Annotated in this window: 22 protein-coding genes and 2 pseudogenes; 14 read left to right on the forward strand and 10 right to left on the reverse strand. The window is 52.9% G+C overall.

Annotated features, from left to right (window positions below):
* Positions 1–5: 5 nt before the first annotated feature.
* The 7 genes from mrdA (at position 6) to lipA (ending at position 7,855) form a co-directional block, all read left to right on the forward strand.
* A complete protein-coding gene (mrdA, locus tag DES54_RS00530) occupies positions 6–1,910 on the forward strand; it encodes a peptidoglycan DD-transpeptidase MrdA (RefSeq protein ID WP_113864677.1) in 1,905 nt (634 codons plus the stop codon).
* 9 nt (positions 1,911–1,919) lie between these two features.
* Complete coding sequence (gene mrdB / locus DES54_RS00535) at positions 1,920–3,032, forward strand: peptidoglycan glycosyltransferase MrdB (RefSeq protein ID WP_113864678.1); 1,113 nt, start codon at positions 1,920–1,922, stop codon at positions 3,030–3,032.
* A gap of 14 nt (positions 3,033–3,046) precedes the next feature.
* The gene (gene rlpA, locus DES54_RS00540) at positions 3,047–4,099 is read left to right on the forward strand and encodes an endolytic peptidoglycan transglycosylase RlpA (RefSeq protein WP_113864679.1); all 1,053 of its coding nucleotides are present in this window, start codon (positions 3,047–3,049) and stop codon (positions 4,097–4,099) included.
* 194 nt (positions 4,100–4,293) lie between these two features.
* A complete protein-coding gene (gene dacA, locus DES54_RS00545) occupies positions 4,294–5,505 on the forward strand; it encodes a D-alanyl-D-alanine carboxypeptidase DacA (RefSeq protein WP_113864680.1) in 1,212 nt (403 codons plus the stop codon).
* A gap of 105 nt (positions 5,506–5,610) precedes the next feature.
* Entirely contained in the window at positions 5,611–5,874 is a 264-nt protein-coding gene (gene ybeD / locus DES54_RS00550) for a DUF493 family protein YbeD (protein ID WP_113864681.1), read from the forward strand.
* A gap of 110 nt (positions 5,875–5,984) precedes the next feature.
* Positions 5,985–6,674: a lipoyl(octanoyl) transferase LipB gene (gene lipB, locus DES54_RS00555; RefSeq protein WP_205680155.1), complete on the forward strand. Its 690-nt coding sequence runs from the start codon at positions 5,985–5,987 to the stop codon at positions 6,672–6,674.
* Positions 6,675–6,889: 215 nt separating this feature from the next.
* Entirely contained in the window at positions 6,890–7,855 is a 966-nt protein-coding gene (lipA, locus tag DES54_RS00560) for a lipoyl synthase (protein ID WP_113864683.1), read from the forward strand.
* 80 nt (positions 7,856–7,935) lie between these two features.
* Here lipA and tatA read toward each other — a convergent pair whose 3' ends face one another.
* Positions 7,936–8,130 (reverse strand): Sec-independent protein translocase subunit TatA, encoded by a 195-nt coding sequence (gene tatA / locus DES54_RS00565; RefSeq protein WP_113864684.1) that lies wholly within the window; start codon positions 8,128–8,130, stop codon positions 7,936–7,938.
* A gap of 310 nt (positions 8,131–8,440) precedes the next feature.
* On the opposite strand from tatA, the gene crcB reads away from it, so the two are divergent.
* Positions 8,441–8,824 (forward strand): fluoride efflux transporter CrcB, encoded by a 384-nt coding sequence (gene crcB, locus DES54_RS00570; protein WP_113864685.1) that lies wholly within the window; start codon positions 8,441–8,443, stop codon positions 8,822–8,824.
* A gap of 81 nt (positions 8,825–8,905) precedes the next feature.
* On the opposite strand, the gene cspE is transcribed toward crcB, so the two are convergent.
* The gene (gene cspE, locus DES54_RS00575) at positions 8,906–9,115 is read right to left on the reverse strand and encodes a transcription antiterminator/RNA stability regulator CspE (RefSeq protein ID WP_147247236.1); all 210 of its coding nucleotides are present in this window, start codon (positions 9,113–9,115) and stop codon (positions 8,906–8,908) included.
* 298 nt (positions 9,116–9,413) lie between these two features.
* On the opposite strand from cspE, the pseudogene DES54_RS00580 reads away from it, so the two are divergent.
* A pseudogene (locus tag DES54_RS00580) lies at positions 9,414–9,845 on the forward strand (ATP-binding cassette domain-containing protein); the annotation flags it as partial.
* Positions 9,846–10,075: 230 nt separating this feature from the next.
* On the opposite strand, the gene ypfM reads toward DES54_RS00580, so the two are convergent.
* Complete coding sequence (ypfM, locus tag DES54_RS19215) at positions 10,076–10,135, reverse strand: protein YpfM (RefSeq protein ID WP_113864851.1); 60 nt, start codon at positions 10,133–10,135, stop codon at positions 10,076–10,078.
* A 233-nt stretch (positions 10,136–10,368) separates the two neighbouring features.
* On the opposite strand from ypfM, the gene DES54_RS00590 reads away from it, so the two are divergent.
* The 4 genes from DES54_RS00590 to DES54_RS00605 are packed head-to-tail and all read left to right on the forward strand — an operon-like array spanning position 10,369 to position 12,740.
* A complete protein-coding gene (locus DES54_RS00590) occupies positions 10,369–10,746 on the forward strand; it encodes an ArsC family reductase (protein ID WP_113864686.1) in 378 nt (125 codons plus the stop codon).
* Position 10,747: 1 nt separating this feature from the next.
* The gene (gene dapE, locus DES54_RS00595) at positions 10,748–11,875 is read left to right on the forward strand and encodes a succinyl-diaminopimelate desuccinylase (protein WP_113864687.1); all 1,128 of its coding nucleotides are present in this window, start codon (positions 10,748–10,750) and stop codon (positions 11,873–11,875) included.
* Positions 11,872–12,546: a M15 family metallopeptidase gene (locus DES54_RS00600; protein ID WP_113864688.1), complete on the forward strand. Its 675-nt coding sequence runs from the start codon at positions 11,872–11,874 to the stop codon at positions 12,544–12,546. Before dapE ends, DES54_RS00600 begins: the two co-directional genes overlap by 4 nt.
* A gap of 2 nt (positions 12,547–12,548) precedes the next feature.
* Entirely contained in the window at positions 12,549–12,740 is a 192-nt protein-coding gene (locus DES54_RS00605; RefSeq protein WP_113864689.1) for a YpfN family protein, read from the forward strand.
* 42 nt (positions 12,741–12,782) lie between these two features.
* Here DES54_RS00605 and ypfH read toward each other — a convergent pair whose 3' ends face one another.
* From ypfH to dapA, 7 genes are all read right to left on the reverse strand, one after another.
* Positions 12,783–13,415: an esterase gene (gene ypfH, locus DES54_RS00610; RefSeq protein ID WP_113864852.1), complete on the reverse strand. Its 633-nt coding sequence runs from the start codon at positions 13,413–13,415 to the stop codon at positions 12,783–12,785.
* 148 nt (positions 13,416–13,563) lie between these two features.
* On the reverse strand, positions 13,564–15,624 hold the full coding sequence (locus DES54_RS00615) for a tRNA(Met) cytidine acetyltransferase TmcA (protein ID WP_113864690.1): 2,061 nt from the start codon (positions 15,622–15,624) through the stop codon (positions 13,564–13,566).
* A gap of 16 nt (positions 15,625–15,640) precedes the next feature.
* Positions 15,641–16,093, reverse strand: coding sequence for a DUF441 domain-containing protein (locus tag DES54_RS00620; protein ID WP_113864691.1), 453 nt, complete (start codon positions 16,091–16,093; stop codon positions 15,641–15,643).
* Between the two features lie 20 nt (positions 16,094–16,113).
* Entirely contained in the window at positions 16,114–17,316 is a 1,203-nt protein-coding gene (locus DES54_RS00625; protein WP_113864692.1) for an amino acid deaminase, read from the reverse strand.
* Between the two features lie 256 nt (positions 17,317–17,572).
* Positions 17,573–18,286, reverse strand: a complete 714-nt coding sequence (purC, locus tag DES54_RS00630) for a phosphoribosylaminoimidazolesuccinocarboxamide synthase (protein ID WP_113864693.1) — start codon at positions 18,284–18,286, stop codon at positions 17,573–17,575.
* 230 nt (positions 18,287–18,516) lie between these two features.
* Positions 18,517–19,551: an outer membrane protein assembly factor BamC gene (gene bamC / locus DES54_RS00635; protein ID WP_113864694.1), complete on the reverse strand. Its 1,035-nt coding sequence runs from the start codon at positions 19,549–19,551 to the stop codon at positions 18,517–18,519.
* A 16-nt stretch (positions 19,552–19,567) separates the two neighbouring features.
* Positions 19,568–20,446, reverse strand: a complete 879-nt coding sequence (gene dapA / locus DES54_RS00640; RefSeq protein ID WP_113864695.1) for a 4-hydroxy-tetrahydrodipicolinate synthase — start codon at positions 20,444–20,446, stop codon at positions 19,568–19,570.
* A gap of 232 nt (positions 20,447–20,678) precedes the next feature.
* On the opposite strand from dapA, the pseudogene DES54_RS00645 reads away from it, so the two are divergent.
* Positions 20,679–21,239 (forward strand): annotated as a pseudogene (locus DES54_RS00645) (glycine cleavage system transcriptional repressor); the annotation flags it as partial.
* Between the last annotated feature and the right edge of the window lies 1 nt (position 21,240).

Genomic DNA, 21,240 nt, shown 5'->3' on the forward strand with positions numbered 1-21,240 from the left:
GCTGGATGAAAATAGAACGTAAACCCTTTCGTGATTATACGGCTGAGTCGGCCCTGTTCGTGCGGCGCGCTTTAGTGGCGTTTCTGGGCATTTTGCTGCTCAGCAGTGTGTTGATCGCCAATCTTTATCATCTACAGGTTTTACGTGTCGATGACTATCGTACTCGCTCCAATGAAAACCGCATCAAGCTGGTTCCCATCGCGCCCAGCCGCGGCATTATCTATGATCGCAACGGCATTCCGCTGGCGCTGAACCGGACCATCTACCAGTTGGAACTGGTGCCGGAAAAGGTGGAAAACCTGCAAGCTACGCTGGATGCGCTGAAACCCATTATCGATTTAACCGACGACGATCTGGAAAGCTTCGAAAAAGAGCGCAAGCGTTCCCGCCGCTTCACCTCCATTCCGGTCAAAACCGGGTTAAGCGATTTTCAAGTCGCCCGCTTCGCCGTCAACCAATACCGTTTCCCCGGCGTTGAAGTCAAAGGCTACCAGCGGCGCTATTATCCCTATGGTTCCGCGCTCACCCACGTCATCGGCTATGTTTCCAAAATCAACGACAAAGATATTGAACGGCTGGGCAAAGAGGAAAAACTTGCGGATTATGCGGCGACGCATGATATCGGCAAGCTGGGCATCGAGCGTCATTACGAGGATTTACTGCACGGAAAACCCGGTTATGAGGAAGTCGAAGTCAACAACCGTGGCCGGGTTATCCGTCAGTTGCACGAACAGCCGCCGCAAGCCGGAAAAGATATCTACCTGACGCTGGATCTCGGCCTGCAAATATACATTGAGAAACTGCTGGCAGGCAGCCGCGCCGCCGTTATCGTCACCGATCCGCGCGACGGGGGGATTCTGGCGATGGTTTCCACGCCCAGCTATGATCCCAACCTGTTCGTCGAGGGGATCTCAAGCAAAGACTATAATCAGTTACGCAACGATCCCAATCGTCCGCTGATCAATCGGGCGACGCAGGGCGTTTATCCGCCTGCTTCAACGGTGAAACCCTATATTGCGGTTTCCGCGCTGACGGCCGGGGTGATCACCACCAACACCACGCTGTTCGATCCCGGCTGGTGGCAGTTGCCGGGTTCAGAAAAACGCTTTCGCGACTGGAAAAAATGGGGGCATGGCCGCCTTAACCTGACCAAGTCGCTGGAAGAATCCGCGGATACGTTTTTCTATCAGGTTGCTTATGATATGGGGATTGATCGTCTGGCCGAGTGGATGCAAAGATTTGGCTATGGTGCCAAAACCGGCATCGATATTTCCGAAGAAAGCGCAGGCAATATGCCGACGCGGGAATGGAAACAGCGCCGTTTCAAAAAACCCTGGTATCAGGGGGATACGATCCCGGTGGGGATCGGCCAGGGATATTGGACGGCAACGCCGATCCAGATGAATAAAGCGCTGACCACACTGATTAATGACGGACAGATCAAAACGCCTCACCTGCTCTACAGCACCAGAGAGAATGGCGTAATTGTGCCGTTCCGTCAGGCAGAGCATCAACAAATTGGCGATATTCACTCTGGTTACTGGGAGGTCGCGAAAGACGGCATGTACGGCGTCGCCAATCGTCCCAATGGCACCGCGCGTAAAAGTTTTGAAGACGCGCCTTATAAAATCGCCGCCAAATCCGGTACGGCGCAGGTTTTCGGCCTGAAAGAGAACGAAACCTATAATGCGCAAAAAATTTCGGAACACCTGCGCGACCATAAACTGATGGTCGCCTTCGCGCCCTACAGCGATCCCAAGGTCGCGGTATCGATTATTCTGGAAAACGGCGGCGCAGGCCCTACGGTGGGTACGATTACCCGACAGATCCTGGATCACATTCTGTTAGGTGACAACACGACTGACTTACCGAGCGAGCCTCCTGCGCCGCCGGGTATTGAGAGCGAGTAACAGACATTCATGACCGATAGCCCACAAAAAGGTACGATCTGGACTAAGATCCATATCGATTTCCCCTTCCTGATCTGCATCCTGGCGTTGCTGGGCTACAGCCTGTTCGTCATGTGGAGCGCCAGCGGACAAGATGTGGGCATGATGGAACGCAAGATCGTGCAGATCGTGCTGGGACTGGTTGTCATGATCGTCATGGCGCAAATTCCACCGCGGGTGTATGAAGGTTGGGCGCCGTATCTTTATGTGTTTTGTGTTCTACTGCTCCTGATGGTCGATATCTTCGGGCAAATCAGTAAAGGGGCGCAACGCTGGCTGGATCTGGGTTTTGTCCGTTTTCAACCATCGGAGATCGCAAAAATCGCCGTGCCGTTGATGGTGGCGCGGTTTATCAACCGCGATATGTGCCCACCTTCTCTCAAGAATACCGGTATCGCGCTGGTGCTGATTTTCACGCCCACATTGTTGGTGGCCGCCCAGCCGGATCTTGGCACCTCAATCCTGATCGCCGCGTCCGGGCTGTTCGTGCTGTTTCTGGCGGGCATGAGTTGGCGGTTGATTGGTATCGCCGTACTGCTGCTGGCGGCATTTATCCCCATATTGTGGTTCTTCCTGATGCATGATTACCAGCGATCGCGCGTTATGATGCTGCTCGATCCCGAAAGCGATCCGCTCGGCGCCGGTTATCATATTATTCAGTCGAAGATTGCGATTGGCTCTGGCGGTCTGTCTGGCAAAGGCTGGCTACAGGGAACGCAATCTCAGCTAGAATTCTTACCGGAACGTCATACCGATTTTATCTTTGCGGTACTGGCGGAAGAACTGGGATTGATTGGCGTGTTGATTTTGCTCGCCATGTACCTGTTCGTCATTATGCGTGGACTGGTTATCGCCGCTAACGCGCAGACCTCATTCGGACGGGTGATGGTTGGCGGCCTGATGCTAATTTTATTTGTCTACGTTTTCGTCAATATCGGGATGGTCAGTGGTATTCTGCCGGTCGTTGGCGTACCTCTGCCGTTGGTCAGTTACGGCGGTTCGGCGCTTATCGTTCTCATGGCGGGATTTGGTATCGTGATGTCGATACATACTCACCGCAAGATGCTATCCAAAAACTTATAACTCCGAGGTGAGCAATGCGTAAGGATTGGCTTTGGATTGGCGCCATGAGTCTGGCGCTTTCCGCGTGTAGCGTCACGGAACAACAACCGGCCCCGCCGGTTAGCTCCGTTTACGGCGGCCCTGTGGAAAAGATTGGCGGCGTTGAACCGCGTTATGAACCCTATAATCAGGGCACCTTGCAGGACTACAGACTCAAAGGCAAAACGTATAAGATTGTCCAGAATCCGCAAAACTTCAGTGAAACCGGACTGGCGACCTGGTATGGCGAAGAAGCCAGCGGCAATCGGACCGCGATTGGCGAAGTGTTTGATCCAAACGCGTTGACCGCGGCACATCCAACGCTGCCGATCCCCAGTTATGTCCGTGTCACCAACCTGAGCAATGGCCGCCGTCTGGTGGTCAGAGTAAATGATCGCGGCCCTTATACGCCGGGCAGAATCATCGATCTGTCCAAAGCGGCGGGCGATCGGTTGAATATCTCCAACAACACCAAGGTCAAAGTCGATTTTATCCACGTTGCGCCTGACGGCACGCTGTCCGGCCCCGGCGCCATTGGCACCAGCGTCGCCAAACAAAGCTTTGCGCTCCCTGATCGTCCCAACTTTGGGTCCAGCGGACTCGGCACGCCAATCACAGAAAGTCAGCCCGCGACACAGATGACGCAATCGGTCAGCAATAACACGCCGGAAAACACGACGCCAGACAACACCTTATCGCCTTCCGGCGGCTTCCTGGGCGCGCAGTCCGCTTTACCCGCCGGAATTATCGAAACCACGCCGACGACGCCATCGCCCACGGCAGCGGCCCCGACGAGCCCGCCATCAGACACAGGTGGCGGCTATGTTGTTCAGGTAGGCGCGTTGAGCGATGAGCAACGGGCGCAGACCTGGTTGCGTAGTCTGAGTGAACGTTTCAAGGTAACGGGGAAAGTGAGCGCCAACGGCGGGCTTTATCGCATTCAATTGGGGCCATTCCAAAATCGCCAGCAAGCGACTGAACTTCAACAACGTTTATCAGTCGAAGCTCAGCAGCAATCCTTTATCACTGCCGCACCCGATACACTTTAGCAAGCGCCTGAACCGCATGCCAAACCAGGCGGCAAGGCTCGTCGCCACCGATATTTACGCGCGGGAGCGGGTTGAGATCACATCCCGCGCCTTTCGCAAAATCGCGTAACGTAATGTCTGATGCCTGCCTATTTCGCATCTGCTATAGTGTGGCTCGTTTTTAACTTATACCCACGGATGTTGTTGTTCCAATCATGAATACTGTAAACACGTCTCGTTTTACTAAACGTTCTGCGCTTGGCATTCTGCTCGCCATAAGTGCATCTTCTTTTGCTTATGCCGATGATTTCAATCTGAAAACGATGATCCCCGGCGTACCGCAAATCGATGCGGAATCCTATATCCTGATTGATTACAACTCCGGGAAAGTGCTGGCGGAAATGAATGCCGACGCGCGTCGCGATCCGGCCAGCCTGACCAAAATGATGACCAGCTATGTTATCGGCCAGGCGATAAAGTCAGGAAAGATCACCCCGAACGATATCGTTACCATCGGTAAAGATGCCTGGGCCACCGGCAACCCGGTTTTCCAGGGTTCTTCACTGATGTTTTTGAAACCGGGGGATCGCGTGCCGGTTTCCCAACTGAACCGCGGCATTATCCTGCAATCAGGTAACGACGCTTGCGTTGCCATGGCCGACTATGTCGCCGGCAGTCAGGATGCATTCGTTAATCTGATGAATGGTTACGTGAAAGCGCTTGGTCTGAAAAACACCAATTTTGAAACCGTACACGGTCTTGATGCGCCAGGTCAATTCAGTTCAGCCCGCGATATGGCGCTGATCGGTCAGGCGCTCATCCGCGATGTGCCGGATGAATACGCCACCTATAAAGAGAAAGAATTCACCTTTAATAATATCCGTCAGACTAACCGCAACGGCTTGCTGTGGGATAGCAGTCTGAACGTGGACGGCATCAAAACCGGTCATACTGCGGCCGCAGGCTACAATCTGGTGGCTTCCGCCACGGAAGGCCAGATGCGTCTGATCTCAACGGTGATGGGGGGACGCACCTTCAAAGGCCGTGAAGCGGAAAGCAAAAAATTGCTGACCTGGGGCTTCCGTTTCTTTGAAACCGTCGCGCCGCTGAAAACCGGTAAAGAGTTCGCCTCCGAACCAGTCTGGTTCGGCGACAATGACCGGGTGGCGCTGGGCGTTGAAAAAGATGTTTATCTGACCATTCCACGTGGACGGATGAAAGATCTGAAAGCCAGCTATGTGCTGGATAATACGGAACTGCATGCGCCGCTGGCTAAAAATCAGGTCGTTGGTTCAATCAACTTCCAACTGGATGGTAAAACCATTGATCAGCGTCCGTTGGTTGTTATGAACGAAGTGAAAGAAGGCGGCCTCTTCAGCCGCATGATCGACTACATCAAACTGATGTTTCATCACTGGTTCGGTTAACCCCTCTTGCAAGGGGACAAATTGTCCCCATATAAATGTTGTCGCTTACTCCCGCTCTTAGCGGGAGTTATAATTTATACACTTGCAACACACTCTGGAGCGCAGATGAAAACCAAATTAAACGAACTGCTTGAATTTCCCTGCCCTTTTACTTACAAAGTGATGGGATTGGCGAAACCAGAGTTGGTCGATCAGGTCGTTGAAGTGGTGCAGCGTCATGCGCCCGGCGACTACACGCCACTAGTCAAACCCAGCAGCAAAGGGAACTACCACTCGGTTTCCATCACCATCACGGCAACGCATATTGAGCAGGTGGAAACGCTGTATGAAGAACTGGGCAGCATCGAAATTGTTCGGATGGTGCTGTAACGCCTTCTTTCGTAACTTATCCCTTCGTCTGCGGACATAATGCTGCGGGAAAACGTGCTTAGTGTGTTTCCCGCCGTTATAATCCTCTCCATCCTTTCCTTAACCTAAAGATGACACACTTGCTACAGGATAAGATCGTCATACGTCAATTCGACGTACAACCTTACGAACCCGTTTCACTGGCGATGCATAAGTTCACTGACCTGCGCGACGCGCAAACGCTGGACGAAATCTGGCTGGTGCAACACCCACCGGTATTCACACAGGGTCAGGCGGGTAAAGCGGAACATGTTCTCACCCCCGGCGACATCCCTGTCGTTCAGAGCGACAGGGGCGGACAGGTCACCTACCACGGCCCCGGCCAACAGGTGATGTATGTTCTGATTGATTTGAAACGGCGCAAACTGGGTGTTCGCCAATTGGTGACATTAGTAGAAAATACAGTCGCGGATACGTTGGCTCATTTTCACATTGATGCCCGCGCGCGCGCCGATGCGCCCGGCGTGTATGTCGGTGAACGCAAAATCTGCTCGCTGGGGCTGCGGATCCGCAAAGGATGCGCTTTTCATGGGCTGGCGCTGAACATTGCGATGGATCTGTCGCCGTTTCTGCGCATTAATCCCTGCGGCTATGCTGGCATGCAGATGACTCAGCTTAGCGAGTTGGCCCCCGGCGTTACACTCGAAGATACCGCGCCGGTTTTGGTGAGCACATTCATGCAACTATTTAACTACCGGGAGCAAGTGCTCATTCACTGGGATATCACGACACAAGGTGAACCGCTCCCGATAAGCCATTGAAAAGGGCGTGAGTTCGTCGCTGGCGGTTATGAATAAGCCGTGGGACAGACGATTAATCACATTTTATTTACATAACTTCTTCATTTTGATTGCTCAAAAGCTGATTGTCGTCAGGCAAAATGGTATAATTTTTAGAGTTTTTTTAAAAAAATTTTAACGAAACATATAATCCTTTGAATTCAGAGAAACGATTCAGAACTGGAACTTACGCAAACATGAGTAAACCGATTCAGATCGAGCGCGGCGTTAAATACCGCGATGCCGATAAAATGGCGCTAATCCCGGTGCGTACTGTGGTAACCGAGCGACAGGAAGTTCTGCGCAAGCCTGAATGGATGAAGATTAAACTTCCGGCTGACTCCAGCCGTATTCAGGGTATCAAAGCCGCGATGCGTAAAAATGGGCTGCACTCGGTTTGCGAAGAAGCCTCCTGCCCCAATCTGGCGGAATGTTTTAATCACGGCACGGCAACGTTCATGATCCTGGGGGCGATTTGTACGCGCCGCTGCCCTTTCTGCGACGTTGCTCATGGCCACCCTATCGCCCCCGATGCCAACGAGCCGGAAAAACTGGCGCAAACCATTCATGATATGGGGCTGCGGTATGTGGTTATCACCTCGGTTGACCGTGATGATTTGCGCGACGGCGGCGCTCAACATTTTGCCGATTGCATCAGTGCGATCCGCCGTAAGAATCCCAATATTCGTATCGAAACGCTGGTGCCGGATTTCCGTGGTCGTATGGATCGCGCTCTGGATATTCTGACCGTCACGCCGCCGGACGTATTTAACCACAACCTGGAAAACGTGCCGCGTCTTTACCGTCAGGTTCGCCCCGGCGCCAACTACGACTGGTCTTTGAAACTTCTGGAGAATTTCAAGAACGTCCACCCGGATATTCCAACCAAATCCGGTTTGATGGTCGGTCTGGGTGAAACCAATGCGGAAATTGTCGACGCCATGCGCGACCTGCGCCGTCACGGTGTCACCATGCTGACGCTGGGACAATATCTGCAACCCAGCCGTCACCATTTGCCTGTACAACGTTATGTCAGCCCGGAAGAATTCGATGAGATGAAAGGCGAAGCTATGGCGATGGGCTTTACCCATGCCGCCTGCGGCCCGTTTGTTCGCTCTTCTTACCATGCCGACCTACAGGCAAAAGGGATTGAAGTGAAATAACGCGCTTATATTTAGTTACAGATATTGTGTGGATAATGGAACGGACGGCTCTGCCGTCCGTTTGATTTTGTTGCAATCGGTTAAGGCTCTTTACGAGACGTTTCGCTTAACGTCTCCGCATCGCTTTTTACCGCCTGATCGTCGTTCATGGCTTTCTTGAACCCTTTAATCGCCGCCCCCAGATCGCCCCCCAGACTGCGCAGTTTATTCGTGCCGAACAGCAGAACGATCAATGCGGCAATGACCAATAGTTTGGCAATACTGAAACCTTCCATATCTACCTACCTGATGACAAATGCCGGAGAAACCCGGCGAACGGATAACCTTCCTCTTATGTAATAAACCTTCCGTCAGGCAACACAATCGCCATCTGTAACAAAATAAGACGTCTCAGCGGTGCCGTTCAATTCGCTTTACAACTTTGCCATCGGTGGAACTACAGAAATAATTTGGGAGAGTATAGACTTCCTCCATAACCGCCATTCGGCTGACGATGGCGTCCGCGCATTCATCGAAGAGATACGTAGCTTCCCGCACGCCGTTCTTCACAACCCGCTTAAGCTTTGAAAAAAATTATAGGTGCCTATGTTTAGTACTTTGCTTGCTGTATTTCTTGGTGGCGGACTGGGTAGCGTCGCTCGCTGGCAGTTAGGGATGAGGTTTAACGGCCTCTACCCGGCATTGCCATTCGGTACGTTGTTCGCCAACCTGATTGGCGCTTTTATCATCGGCGGCGCGCTGGCCTATTTTGTGAGACACCCCAGCCTCGAGCAGCATTGGAAAATGCTTATTACTAGTGGGCGTTGCGGCGGATTAACCACTTTCTCAACCTTTTCGGCGGAAGTCGTGATGTTTCTGCAAAACGGTCATTTGGCCGCAGCGGGTTTACATGTGTTGTTAAATCTGGCGGGATCATTTTTGATGACCGCACTGGCTTTTACTTTAGTTACCTGGATAGCAGCCCACTAAAACGTTACGGTAACGTCAAAAACCAGGAATGCGGCCATAAAAAAACCCGCCTTACGGCGGGTTTTCAAGAAATCGGGATAATTAAATCGGGATAACGTTAGCAGCAGATGGACCTTTCGCGCCGTTGGTGATTTCAAACTCTACTCGCTGACCTTCAGCCAGAGTTTTAAAACCATTGCTTTGGATGGCGGAGAAATGTACGAATACGTCTTTGCTGCCATCTTCTGGAGTAATGAAACCGAACCCTTTGGATTCATTAAACCACTTAACGCTACCTTTAATCTTAGACATCAAACTTACCTTTAACATGAATGAAAGACACAAAATCTGTGTCACGTACAGTACAGCAATAGACGGCTCATTTGTCCAGTTGAAGATAGATAAAATCTGGTAAAAATAGCGTGTGAACTAAAAGGCGGATAACTTTTTATATTATTCCTGACTCAGACGGGTAATTTCCGACCCATTGACCACCTTTTATGGTATCGATTCCCAACGTGATAACACCAGGTTCGCTCAACGAAATGCATGAGAAATTCCCCTCCTTTTATTTACCGAAAAAACAAAAGGCGCTTCTTCTCCAGATAGTCCACAAATGCAAAAGGTGGGGATGGTTTTTCAAAATTACGCGTTATACCCTCACCTTACTGCCGCCCAGAATATTGCCTTCGGACTGAGAAAACTGCCGAAAGATATTCAACACGAACGTGTCAAGGCGATGTTAACGCTTATCGAATTGAGTGAACTGGCGCAGTGCTATTCCCATGGGCTCTCCGGCGGGCAGCAGCAACGTATCGCATTAGCCTGAGCCTGCCGTTCTGTTATTGGATGAACCAATGTCCGGCCTGGTCCAGACAGCCGTAAAAGACCGGGACAAGATGTACGCGCTATTCTGCATGCGGCGGGGCAGACGGCGTTGCTGGTCACCCACAGTGAGCAGGAAGCTGAGATGATGGCAAGCTTTATCGGCTATTTGGAAGAGGATTGTCTTCAGTCACTAAAGACGGTCGACAGAGAGTAAAGAGTTCCCTATTTCTCTGTTAAAACAGTCCTGAAACAGATTGACGTCACAAATAAAAATGAGAAAAATCATAACAAGCTGATCTTAAAGAAAAAGAAGAATAGCCTCTTTTATTTGCTCAGGTTTCCTCATTTTGGCGCAAAAAAAGCAGTATTGATGTCACTCAATGCTGCCTTATTTCGTTAGTGATTTTATTCCGGGTTTGCAATGACTGGCATAACATTTAATTATTATTTACGTAACATTGCTTCGATAAAGTCTTTCCAATAACCCACTTCTACTTCTATCATGCGAACCTCTTGATCATTAATGGCGACATATTATACGCACATTTTTTAATCAGTAGAAATACTTCTGAAAGTATAAAAAGCATACAATCCCTCATTCCCGCTTTTTAGTTCACTGTAGATCTCACCGCGCTTTTTCGGCATGCTGAATTATTACGATATCAGGCTCATCATTCCACGTTGCGCTGTTCAACAACCATCGCCCAACTGAATAAACAGAAAGGATTTTAGTAACAATGACGCTGAACATGTATGGCATTAAAAACTGCGACACCATAAAAAAAGCCCGTCGCTGGCTGGAAGAACAACAGATTGTTTACCACTTTCATGATTATCGCGCGGATGGCTTAGACGACACGCGCCTGCAACATTTTATTGACCTGATTGGCTGGCAACCGCTTATCAACACACGCGGCACGACATGGCGTAAACTGAGCGAAGCGCAGCGCGACCTCATCAGCAGCAATACCGAGCAGAGTGAAGCGGCAGCGAAAGCCCTTATGCTTGAACAACCCGCGGTGATCAAGCGCCCCCTGCTGGTGGCAAAAAATGAAAAAACGCTGCTTGGTTTCAGCGCCGAGAGCTATCAGGAATTTATTGCGGAGAACAAATAACGTGTCTTGCCCGGTCATCGAACTCGCCCAACAACTGATCAAACGCCCGTCCCTCAGCCCCAAAGATGAAGGTTGTCAGTCACTCATGATTGAACGCCTTCAAGCCATCGGTTTCACTATCGAACCCATGAATTTTGGCGATACGCTGAATTTCTGGGCATGGCGCGGCACCGGGAAAACCCTGGCATTTGCCGGACATACCGATGTCGTACCCAGCGGTGACGAAAGCCGCTGGCAGCATCCGCCTTTCGAACCGACTATCCGCGACGGGATGTTATATGGCCGCGGCGCCGCCGATATGAAAGGTTCGCTGGCCGCGATGGTGGTGGCGGCGGAACGGTTTGTTGCCGCCAATCCCGATCATCAGGGACGTTTAGCCTTTCTCATCACCTCGGATGAGGAAGCCAGCGCCGTAAACGGTACGATCAAAGTAGTCGATGCGTTAATGGCGCGCGACGAGCGGCTCGATTATTGTCTGGTCGGCGAGCCATCCAGCACCAATGTGGTCGGCGATGTGGTGAAAAACGGTCGCCGTGGTTCCATCACCGCCAATCTGCGGGTACAAGGCGTGCAAGGTCATGTCGCTTATCCGCATCTGGCGGATAATCCCGTACACCGCGCCATGTCCGCGCTGCATGAACTGGTGGCGACGGAATGGGATCAAGGGAATGAATTCTTCCCGTCAACCAGTATGCAGATCGCCAACATTCATGCCGGCACCGGTAGCAATAATGTGATCCCTGGGGAGTTATCGGTACAGTTCAATTTCCGTTTCGGCACGGAACTGACGGATGAGCTTATCAAACAGCGTGTTGCGGATCTGTTTGATCGTCACCAACTGAACTACACTATCGACTGGAATCTTTCCGGTCAGCCATTTCTGACCACCCGTGGCGAACTGGTTGATGCGGTGGTTAATGCCGTAGAACATTACAACGAAGTGACACCCACACTGCTAACCAACGGCGGCACATCCGACGGACGTTTTATCGCTCGCATGGGAGCACAGGTCGTGGAACTCGGTCCGGTTAACGCCACAATACACAAAGTGGACGAGTGCGTCAGCGCGGCGGACTTACAGTTATTAAGCCGGATATATCAACGCGTTATGGAGCAACTAATCGCATGATGACGCATGCCATGCTTACCGGTAAAAGCGACCGTCATCTGGCCACATTAAGTGGCCTTCATCGTCTGCACCCTGACACCATCATCGCATTTCAGGCGATGCAGCAGGCGGCGGCCAAAGACGGGTTTAATCTGCAACCGGCCAGCACCTTTCGTGACTTTGAGCGCCAGCGTTTAATCTGGAATGGAAAATTCACCGGCGAGCGCCCGGTCATCGGCCATGATGGTCAACCGTTGGATATCCTGACCTTGAATGAAGGCGATCGCTGCAAGGCGATCTTGCGCTGGTCAGCGATGCCCGGCGCCAGCCGACATCACTGGGGCAGCGATCTGGATGTTTACGACCCGGATTTATTGCCGGAGGGGAAAAAGCTCCAGTTGGAGCCTTGGGAATATGAGGATGGCGGTTACTTTTCGTTGCTGAATATCTGGTTGAGCGAGCATATGCACGAATATGAATTCTATCGTCCGTATGCTCACGATCTTGGCGGCGTCGCAGCAGAACCCTGGCACATCAGCTATTATCCACTGGCGCAGTATGCGGAAGAACAGCTTACCTCAGAGATTATCCGCTCGGCATGGCAAGGCGAAGATATCGAAGGTTCTGAGTGGTTATGCCGACATCTGCCCCTGCTGTTTACCCGTTTTATCCATAACGTTGATGGAGCTTAATCATGGCATGGCTGGCTGACTACTGGTGGATAATCCTGATTATCCTGATAGGCATGTTGATCAACGGCATCAAAGAACTGCGCAATGTTGATCACACTGGCTTTTTACTCAATAAACCAAAACTTCCCCCACATCGCGACAATAACGATAAATGGGATGACGAAGACGATGACTGGCCGCAGAAAAAGCCCTGATGGCACAGTCATCAGGGTGCCGGAACAAAGCTTTCCGCCCGTTTATGCCGTCATGCCTTGCCGTAAATACCCCAGCGCATGATTCAGCATCTGTTCATTAATACCATGCCCGACGCCCGGTAAGGTATCCAGCGTGAAATGGGTTCCCAACGCCTCAAAGCACTGAGCGACGGCGCGGGCATGCTCTACCGCGACCACGCCATCCGCTTCGCCGTGAATCAGATGTACCGCGACATCCTTGAACACGTTATCGGGCAGCACGGCAAAACGTCCGCTGAAAGCCACAATCTGTCCGGCGAGTTGCGGTGCGGACTTTAAAGATTCCAGCGACATAATGCTGCCTTGCGAGAAACCAATCAGCGCCGTATGGGTGAAATCCACCCCGCTTTTCTGTTGCCAGAAACGGACGGTTTCCACAAACAGCGGGACAGCCGGTTCAACGCGCGCGTGACGATTTTCTTCCGTCACGCCTTGTACGGAAAACCACTGGCGCCCGTCCCCATATCCGGTGCTGAACGGCCCGCCAATGCTGACCACCAGCGCATCAGGAAACGCCGCGGCGAAATAGCGGCCAATCGGCGCCATGCCGCCCGCCGTATCGCCGACGCCATGAAAGAGTAAAAAAAACTGTTTTGGCATCGTGGGATTTTGTACCACAAGATAGTGCTGATTCACTTTGTTGCTCCTGCAAGCAACCGCTGCGTGATGGATATCGGCAACGGCCAGGTCATGATTTGACATTTACTATACGCCACGCGTCACAGGGAGAAATCGGGATTTATTGAATGAGATGTTCCATTTTTTGCAACAACGCGGTATTCCATCAACCCGCCGCCGGTCCAAATGTCGTCCAGTCGCGCCAATACGCATAAGATGCAACATCCTCATCATGCAGTGCGGCGGCGGTTTCCTCACGCCACTGCCGTAATAACGCCTTTTTCCCCGACCAGCCGGACAGAGTTGTTGACGACGCTTCATCAAGCGATTTTTCAATCAGCAGACGCAATGCCGGCAACGCCAGCCGGGAACGATAAACCAAGCGGCACAGCGACGCATAACAAGACGCCATCGGGCGGCTGGCAAACGCGAATCCGGCTAATGTGCGCCAGTCCTGCTCATCCAGCCCGGCGTTCTCATCCAGCGGCAGCGATAAATCAAGCGGAATGATGCGCCGCAGCCAGCCCCAGTCCCGCGCCAGTTGTCCCACGGCCTGTTCTACACATTGCCGCCCGGCGTTACTCAGGGGAAATAACGCCATCGCGTTGTAACAGCCGCTGCTGGATTCAAGATGGCTGCCGATACGCACCAGTTGAAAACCACATGACTGCCAGAACGCCGATAAATCCGGCTGATAACCAAAACTGACGGACAAATAATCCAGCCCCTGCGTCTGAGCCAGGCGTTTTTGTTGTTCAATCAACGCGTGCCCAATGCCTTGCCGACGGTGCGCCGCGGCGATGGCGATACGGCTAATACGCCGCGCCCGCAACATTGGCGCGTACCATAATCCGCCATGCGCCGCCAGCGACTGCGCCACCAGGTTTCCGCGAGGACGCCGCACCCCGGCCCAAACCGCATGCGCCAGTTCCGCGCACAACCCGCCCTCATCCACCATCCACAGCACGCCGCTTACCTCACCCGATGCGCGGGCGCTGTACACATGCATGCCGGGCGCATCCAGCAAGCGCCGCAGATCCAGCGGCGAGGTACGATAATGGGCGCTGCACAATAACGCGTAACATTGCCGCATCCGCGACGGCTGGCGCAGCCAGTCATCGGGATGCTCTTTGGTGATGTCCCATGACGAACACGACTCGCTAGTCGCGCCATCCGTCTGATTTTGCGCATGGGATAACGGTTCAGCGAACAGCAACGCATTATCCAGCACCCGCTCCAGCGGATCGTGACGCGCCCAACGCAACGGTTCGTCCAGCGTAAATGCCTGCCACTGCGGTAAACCCGCACAGAACTTCAGCAGAAACCCGCGTCCGGTGCCCTCATATCCCTGCACGGTGGTCGTCATCAGTATGCGGGGAAAATAGTGGAGCAGCGCGCTCAGGCGCGGCGATGGGATCGCCGCGGCTTCATCAATCAACAGCCAGTCAATCTGCGGCTGTGGATTGAGTCGGCAATACTCCAGCAGCGCATCGGGCGCCCAGAAGCGGACATCAGAGCGCGCATAGTGTTGGAGCACCGCCGTCGCCGAACGTGACGGCGCGGTTATCCAGCAGGGGCCGGCACAGCGTTGCGTCAACATGCCTGCCAGCGTCGATTTTCCCCGTCCGCGCGGCGCGGTAATGACATAAACGCCCGGCTGGGCGGCGAGCAGTTGAGCCAGAATATGTTGTTGTCCGGCGGTAGGTTCTCCGCTGACGGGCCGCCAGTCGGGTCGCCGGGTCAAGGGGGTGATCGTCAACGCCTGCCCCTGACGCCAGATCGCGACCTCATCATCCGCGAGCAGATGGCGCTGGGAATACTGAATAAATCGCGGTGCGGCAATCGGCTGCGTCTGTTCGCTCCAGCGCAGGCTGTCTTCATCCGGCAAGTGTCGCCACGTCCGCCACGGGGGAACCAACAATAATAGCCAGCTTCCCGCCTGAAGCGTCCCGGACAACATCGCCAGCGCCTCGACATCCAGCCCATAACGGGCATCAAACACCACGTGACCAAGTTCATGCCCAAGCCGTGTGCGAACTTTACCTGGGGCTAACGAGGTTACGCCCGTCGGCGCACGATCGCTGAGCCATAGCCAGTTTCCCCCGGCGTGAGCCGTGAGCGACAACGCCTGGGCCGCGCTCCACTCCTGCTCGCCGCTCAATACCAGCATGCGGCGAACACCGTAGCGGCATTGTTGAGATTGGCTGCTTAAAAAGTCACGCAACATGCCAGTCACCGCGAGATCAGTTCTTGCCGATCAGCAGAGACAGCAAACCGGCGGCGATTAATGGCCCGACAGGAACGCCGCGAAACAGAGCGACGCCCATCACTGTGCCGACCAGCAACCCCGCCACCACCGAAGGCTGGCTGCTCATCAGGGAAACACCGCGCGCGCCCAGCCACGACACCGCGACGCCAATCAACATCGCCAGCAGCGATTTCCAGTGCAGGAACGCGCTCATCACCTCGTTAGCGCTGATTTTTCCGCTGGCGATAGGCGCCATAACGCCAATGGTCAGAATGACGATCCCGATACTCAGACCGTATTTTTCCACCCACGGAAAATAGTTATTCAGCGGTGTAATACGCACCGCCAGTAAAATCAGGATCGCCAGCGTCACCGTCATGTTATGGCTGATAACGCCCAGTGCTGCCAGCGCCAGTAAAATTAACAAGGTCGGATCAAAATAGGCCATGAAAAATCCTTGCCCATGAATCAGAAAAATGTCGGCATTATTTCAACAACGTTCAACTCATCATCCACCAGACTGACCTGACGCCACTTATCGAACGTCAGGCACGGATGAGAGGCGCCAAACGCAATGATGTCGCCGACACGCAGGCCATGTTGCGCCGGTATTTGCAAAAAGACGTGCTGATCCATTATTGCCGTGACGCGGTAATCCGCCCCGAAGACCACGGCCTCGCGCTCATCCTCTCCAACGGGATAATGGCGCAACGGTTCGGGATAGTGCGCGTCAAACGCAATATCTCGTTTACCCAGCGCGATAATGGCGCATCCCGCTTCGGGCAGAGATTGCACATGCGCCCACACTTCCATGGCTGGCTGCAAGGCGCCGTCCATTTCCGGGTGACGGTGCAATACGCCAGTCTGCGCTGCTTTATATAACCCATGATCGTGAACCAGATAACATCCGGGCCGCAACAACGGAATAAAGCGCGAATCCACCTGTAAGCGCGTAAACTCGCCCGCGATCAAATCGTACCAGGCGGAGCCGGATGCGGTGACATAAGGATGACCGATGCCAAATTTTCCCTGTTCCTGTAACGACACCGCGGTTTCCACCAGATAAGCGGCAAACGCCCGGATCGCGCTTTCCGGTTGTTCGCCGTGGATCACGCCTTCATAGCCTTCAATGCCCGTCAGCGTCAGTGCAGGCGCGGCGTCGATAGCGGCCAACACCGCGTTAATCTGCTGATCGTTGCGGCACCCGCAGCGCCCCTGCGACACGCCGATTTCCAGCATCACGTTCAACTGCAATCCCTGAGCGCCAAAGTAATCTCCCAGCGCCCGCACATTATCCGGGTTTTCCACCAGACAGTGGAACTCCAACCCGCCTTGCTTCAGCAAACCGGCGATAATCGCCATATTGGGCTCGCCGACAAGCTGATTAGCCATCAGAATTCGCCGCACGCCGTGCTCATAAGCCACTGTGCTTTGTACCGCCGTCGCCAGCGTAATGCCCCATGCGCCCTGGTCTAGCTGACGCTGAAAAAGTGCGGGCGTCATGGTGGTTTTTCCGTGCGGCGCCAATTGCGCACGATGTTCATCAGCATAATTCTGCATCCAGCGCAGATTGTGCTCCAGCGCCCGTTGGTGCAGCACCAGTGCGGGCAGACTCACCTGTTTCAACAAGCTATCTTCCGGTCGGGCGGCGCCTTTCTCTCTATAGGACATGTCATGTACTCCAGTTTACCTTCTAACCAGGATCATCCGGTCCGTTCGATGTTCTACAGTGGATCATTTATGCGTCAATGCACAGAGAATGCGCCACTCATGAAACAAACGGGCATACGTGACCAGTGAGCGCAAGGCATCAGGGTAATGGTAATCAGAAGAGGATCATAGATTGATAAATTATAGATCGAAGCACACAGTCAGTCTGTCAGACGCATCACCAGTCTGACGGACCGCTACGTAAACGATTGCGCTGTTAGTCCAGTTTTACACCGATACGGAGTGCGACTTCTTCATACGCTTCAATCAGACCACCCAGACTCTGACGGAAACGGTCTTTATCCATTTTATTCAGCGTCGCTTTATCCCACAGCCGACTGCCATCAGGAGAAAACTCATCGCCCAACACGATTTCACCGTTGAATAAACCAAATTCCAATTTGAAATCCACCAGAATCAAACCGGCATCGCCAAACAGTTTGCTCAGCACATCATTCGCTTTGTAACTGAGTTCTTTCATGCGAGCCAGATTTTCTTCACTCACCCAGCCGAACGTCTTGCAGTAAGACTCGTTCACCATCGGATCGTGCATCGCATCGTTTTTCAGGAACAAATCAAATAGCGGCGGGTTCAATTCGATACCTTCCTCGATCCCCAGACGTTTTACCAGCGACCCGGCGGCACGGTTACGCACCACACACTCTACCGGCACCATCTCCAGTTTTTTTACCAGCACTTCCGTATCGGAAAGCAGGCTTACCATTTGCGTGGGGATCCCGGCTTCTTCCAGTTTGCTCATGATGAAATGGTTGAACTTGTTATTCACCATCCCTTTACGATCAAACTGTTCAATACGAGCACCATCCCCTGCTGACGTATCATTGCGAAACTCCAGCACCAGCAGATCAGGATCTTCAGTGGTGTAGACTGTTTTCGCCTTCCCACGATACAACTCAGCTAGCTTTTGCATCTTTTATTACTCCGCACAGTGAGGGCCAACCACAGACGGCCCGAGAATTTAACGCTTATCCCCTTCTTATTTGAAGCGACTACCGCCAGCGGTATTGGCGCCTCCCGCCCACTTGTCTGCACAAGCTCGTCAGGATGCCTGGTTTACTGCCGGACAGCGACTTCAATTACTTTGGGTATCAGGTTGTTGAATAATGAAGAAGGGCCGGAAAATCCGACCCTGACACGTTACTAATTAAACGCCGCCTGAAGTACGGCCACCAGCGCATCGTTTTGCGATTGGCTTAGCGTATGTCCTTTGCCGTCAATAAATTGCAGACTGCTGCGGTTATCAAGATCGCCGACCTGCAATTTGTAATCGCCATTAGGCAGTTCAGGATCTTTCGCGCCTAAATCATCCCAGGTGCCGCTGCCGGGCGCCTTGTAGGTGAGGGAAACCGAACCCTGCGGACGACTGCGATCATTGATGGTCATGCCGATCTTGCTCAAGGCCGCGGGCAGACGCTCCCACACCACGGTGTAAGGGCCACGGACAATCAACAGCGGCAAGCCGGTATCGTCCGAACCGCTCTGCACATCCAGCGATCCGCTGGCGCGGTTTGCCAACGCATTCTCGCGGGCGGTCGCCTGGCTGTCCAATGCTTCGCTGAGGGTGTTCAGCATCAGTCCGGTATAGCGCTGAATCTGGTCGGGCGCGGCGACAGGATTATTGTTCAACTGCAACGCCAGCAGTTTTACCACCAGCGCTATTTGGTAGCCCTGCTGCTGAACCGCAATCTGGTAACGTCCCTGATACGGGACATCTTCATCCTGACGTGGCCATGAGATCCAGTCCGTCGTCAATGTCTGACTGGCATCCTGACGATCGGCGATAGTGAACGATTTCTCTTGTAAAACACGGATGACCTGAGACCAAAGCTGGCTATTTTGCGCGTTGTTTTCTAACAACAACGTTGCCGTACCACCCGCAATCTGGGTTCGGGAACCATTCAACAAAGCCAATGGCTGCACCGGCGGGCGGATATCCAGATCTTTGCCGATAGCGCCCTTCAGGGTAGCGGGCGGTATATCATAGTCTCCGTTCTGAACCGGTAGAATGATCCCGCCCGGCGTGTTCAGCGCCTGGTGCTCCGGCGTCTCCAGATAGGATTCATCGCCGCTGACCTGACGCTTATAGCGTTGATCGCTGGAACAAGCCGCTAACAACATAACCAATGATATGCCAACGACTTTCGCCACCATCGACTTTTGTAATGAATAACTCATTAAATCTCCCTAACGATTACAGCAAACCCGCCTGCTTTAGCACTTGCCCGACCACCGTGCGACCAGAATCGGTTAACGGCGTCATCGGCAGGCGAAGCGTATCGGTCGCCATCAGTCCCAACTCCTTGCAAGCCCATTTCACCGGGATAGGATTGGGTTCGATAAATAATTTTTTATGCAACGGCATCAGACGCTGATTCAAACGACGCGCTTCAACAAAATTCCCCTGCGCCGCCAGCTTGCAAAGCTCGGCCATTTCACGGGCCGCGATATTGGCGGTGACGGAAATGACGCCTTTGCCGCCAAGCTGCATAAAGTCCAGACCACTGGCATCATCACCGCTCAGCAGAATAAAGTCTTCTCTGACCAGTTCTTGGATCTGACTAACCCGGCTTAAGTTCCCCGTGGCCTCTTTAATCGCAACAATATTTTTAATTTCAGATAAACGCGCGACCGTCTCCGGCAGCATGTCACAGCCAGTGCGGGAAGGCACGTTATATAGGATCTGCGGTAAGTCGGTATGCTCGGCAATCGCTTTGAAATGCTGATACAACCCTTCCTGAGTCGGGCGATTGTAATACGGCGTGACCGTCAGGCAACCCACCACCCCCGTACCGTGAAAACGTTTGGTTAATGAAATACCTTCTGCGGTAGCATTGGCGCCCGTGCCGGCAATAACCGGAATACGGCCATCACTCAGTTCCAGCGTCATCATCACCACATCGCCATGCTCATTATGGCTCAATGTGGCCGACTCCCCTGTCGTTCCGACAGAGACAATCGCTGATGTTCCGCTAGCGACATGATAATCAATCAGTTTTTTCAGGCTCGCACGATCGACGGCGCCTTTGGCGTCCATCGGTGTAACCAGCGCAACAAGACTTCCCGTAAACATTGGCCATTCCCTCCACAAACAAGTGCTTCATGGTACTTTTGACGTCTATGCAAAAGCAAGCGCGCAACAGCGTTGTCGGCGTCCGGCGCAGGTTTTTTTATGATACTGCGATCAACATTAAAAACGCTTCTGACGTTTTCTTCCACAGGCCGCCGCAAGCGGCGTTAAAAATGGCTCCCGGCAATTTTTTATGTTTACCATGTGGTTTTGATGAAGAAGGACAGGAAGCATCATTTTGCCGAGCTCACAAGAACATTATCTGGTCATTACGGCTCTGGGCGTCGATCGCCCCGGAATTGTCAACGCGATTACCCGCCACGTCAGCAGTTGCGGATGTAATATCGAAGATAGCCGTCTTGCCATGCTGGGCAAAGAATTCACCTTTATCATGCTACTTTCTGGAAGCTGGAACGCGATTAACCTGATCGAATCCACCCTGCCGCTAAAAGGGGCGGAAATGGATCTGCTGATCGTCATGAAACGCACCGAATCCCAGGCCCGGCTCCCCATGCCTTCCACCGTGTGGGTGAAAGTGGATGTCGCCGACTCGCCTCATATCATCGAGCGTTTTACCGACTTGTTCGATTCCCACCAGATGAACATTGCCGAACTGGTTTCCAAAACGCAAAGCGCCGAAGGCGACAAACCGCCGCAGTTGTATATTCAAATCACTGCGCACAGCCCTGCCATGCTGGACGGTTCAATAATTGAGTCGGCCTTCCATCAGCTATGTACAGAACTGCACGCACAAGGCAGTATTAGCGTCGTGAACTATCCACAGCATGAAGAGAAAA

The organism is Brenneria salicis ATCC 15712 = DSM 30166, assembly GCF_003315515.1.
Taxonomy (GTDB): Bacteria; Pseudomonadota; Gammaproteobacteria; order Enterobacterales; family Enterobacteriaceae; genus Brenneria; species Brenneria salicis.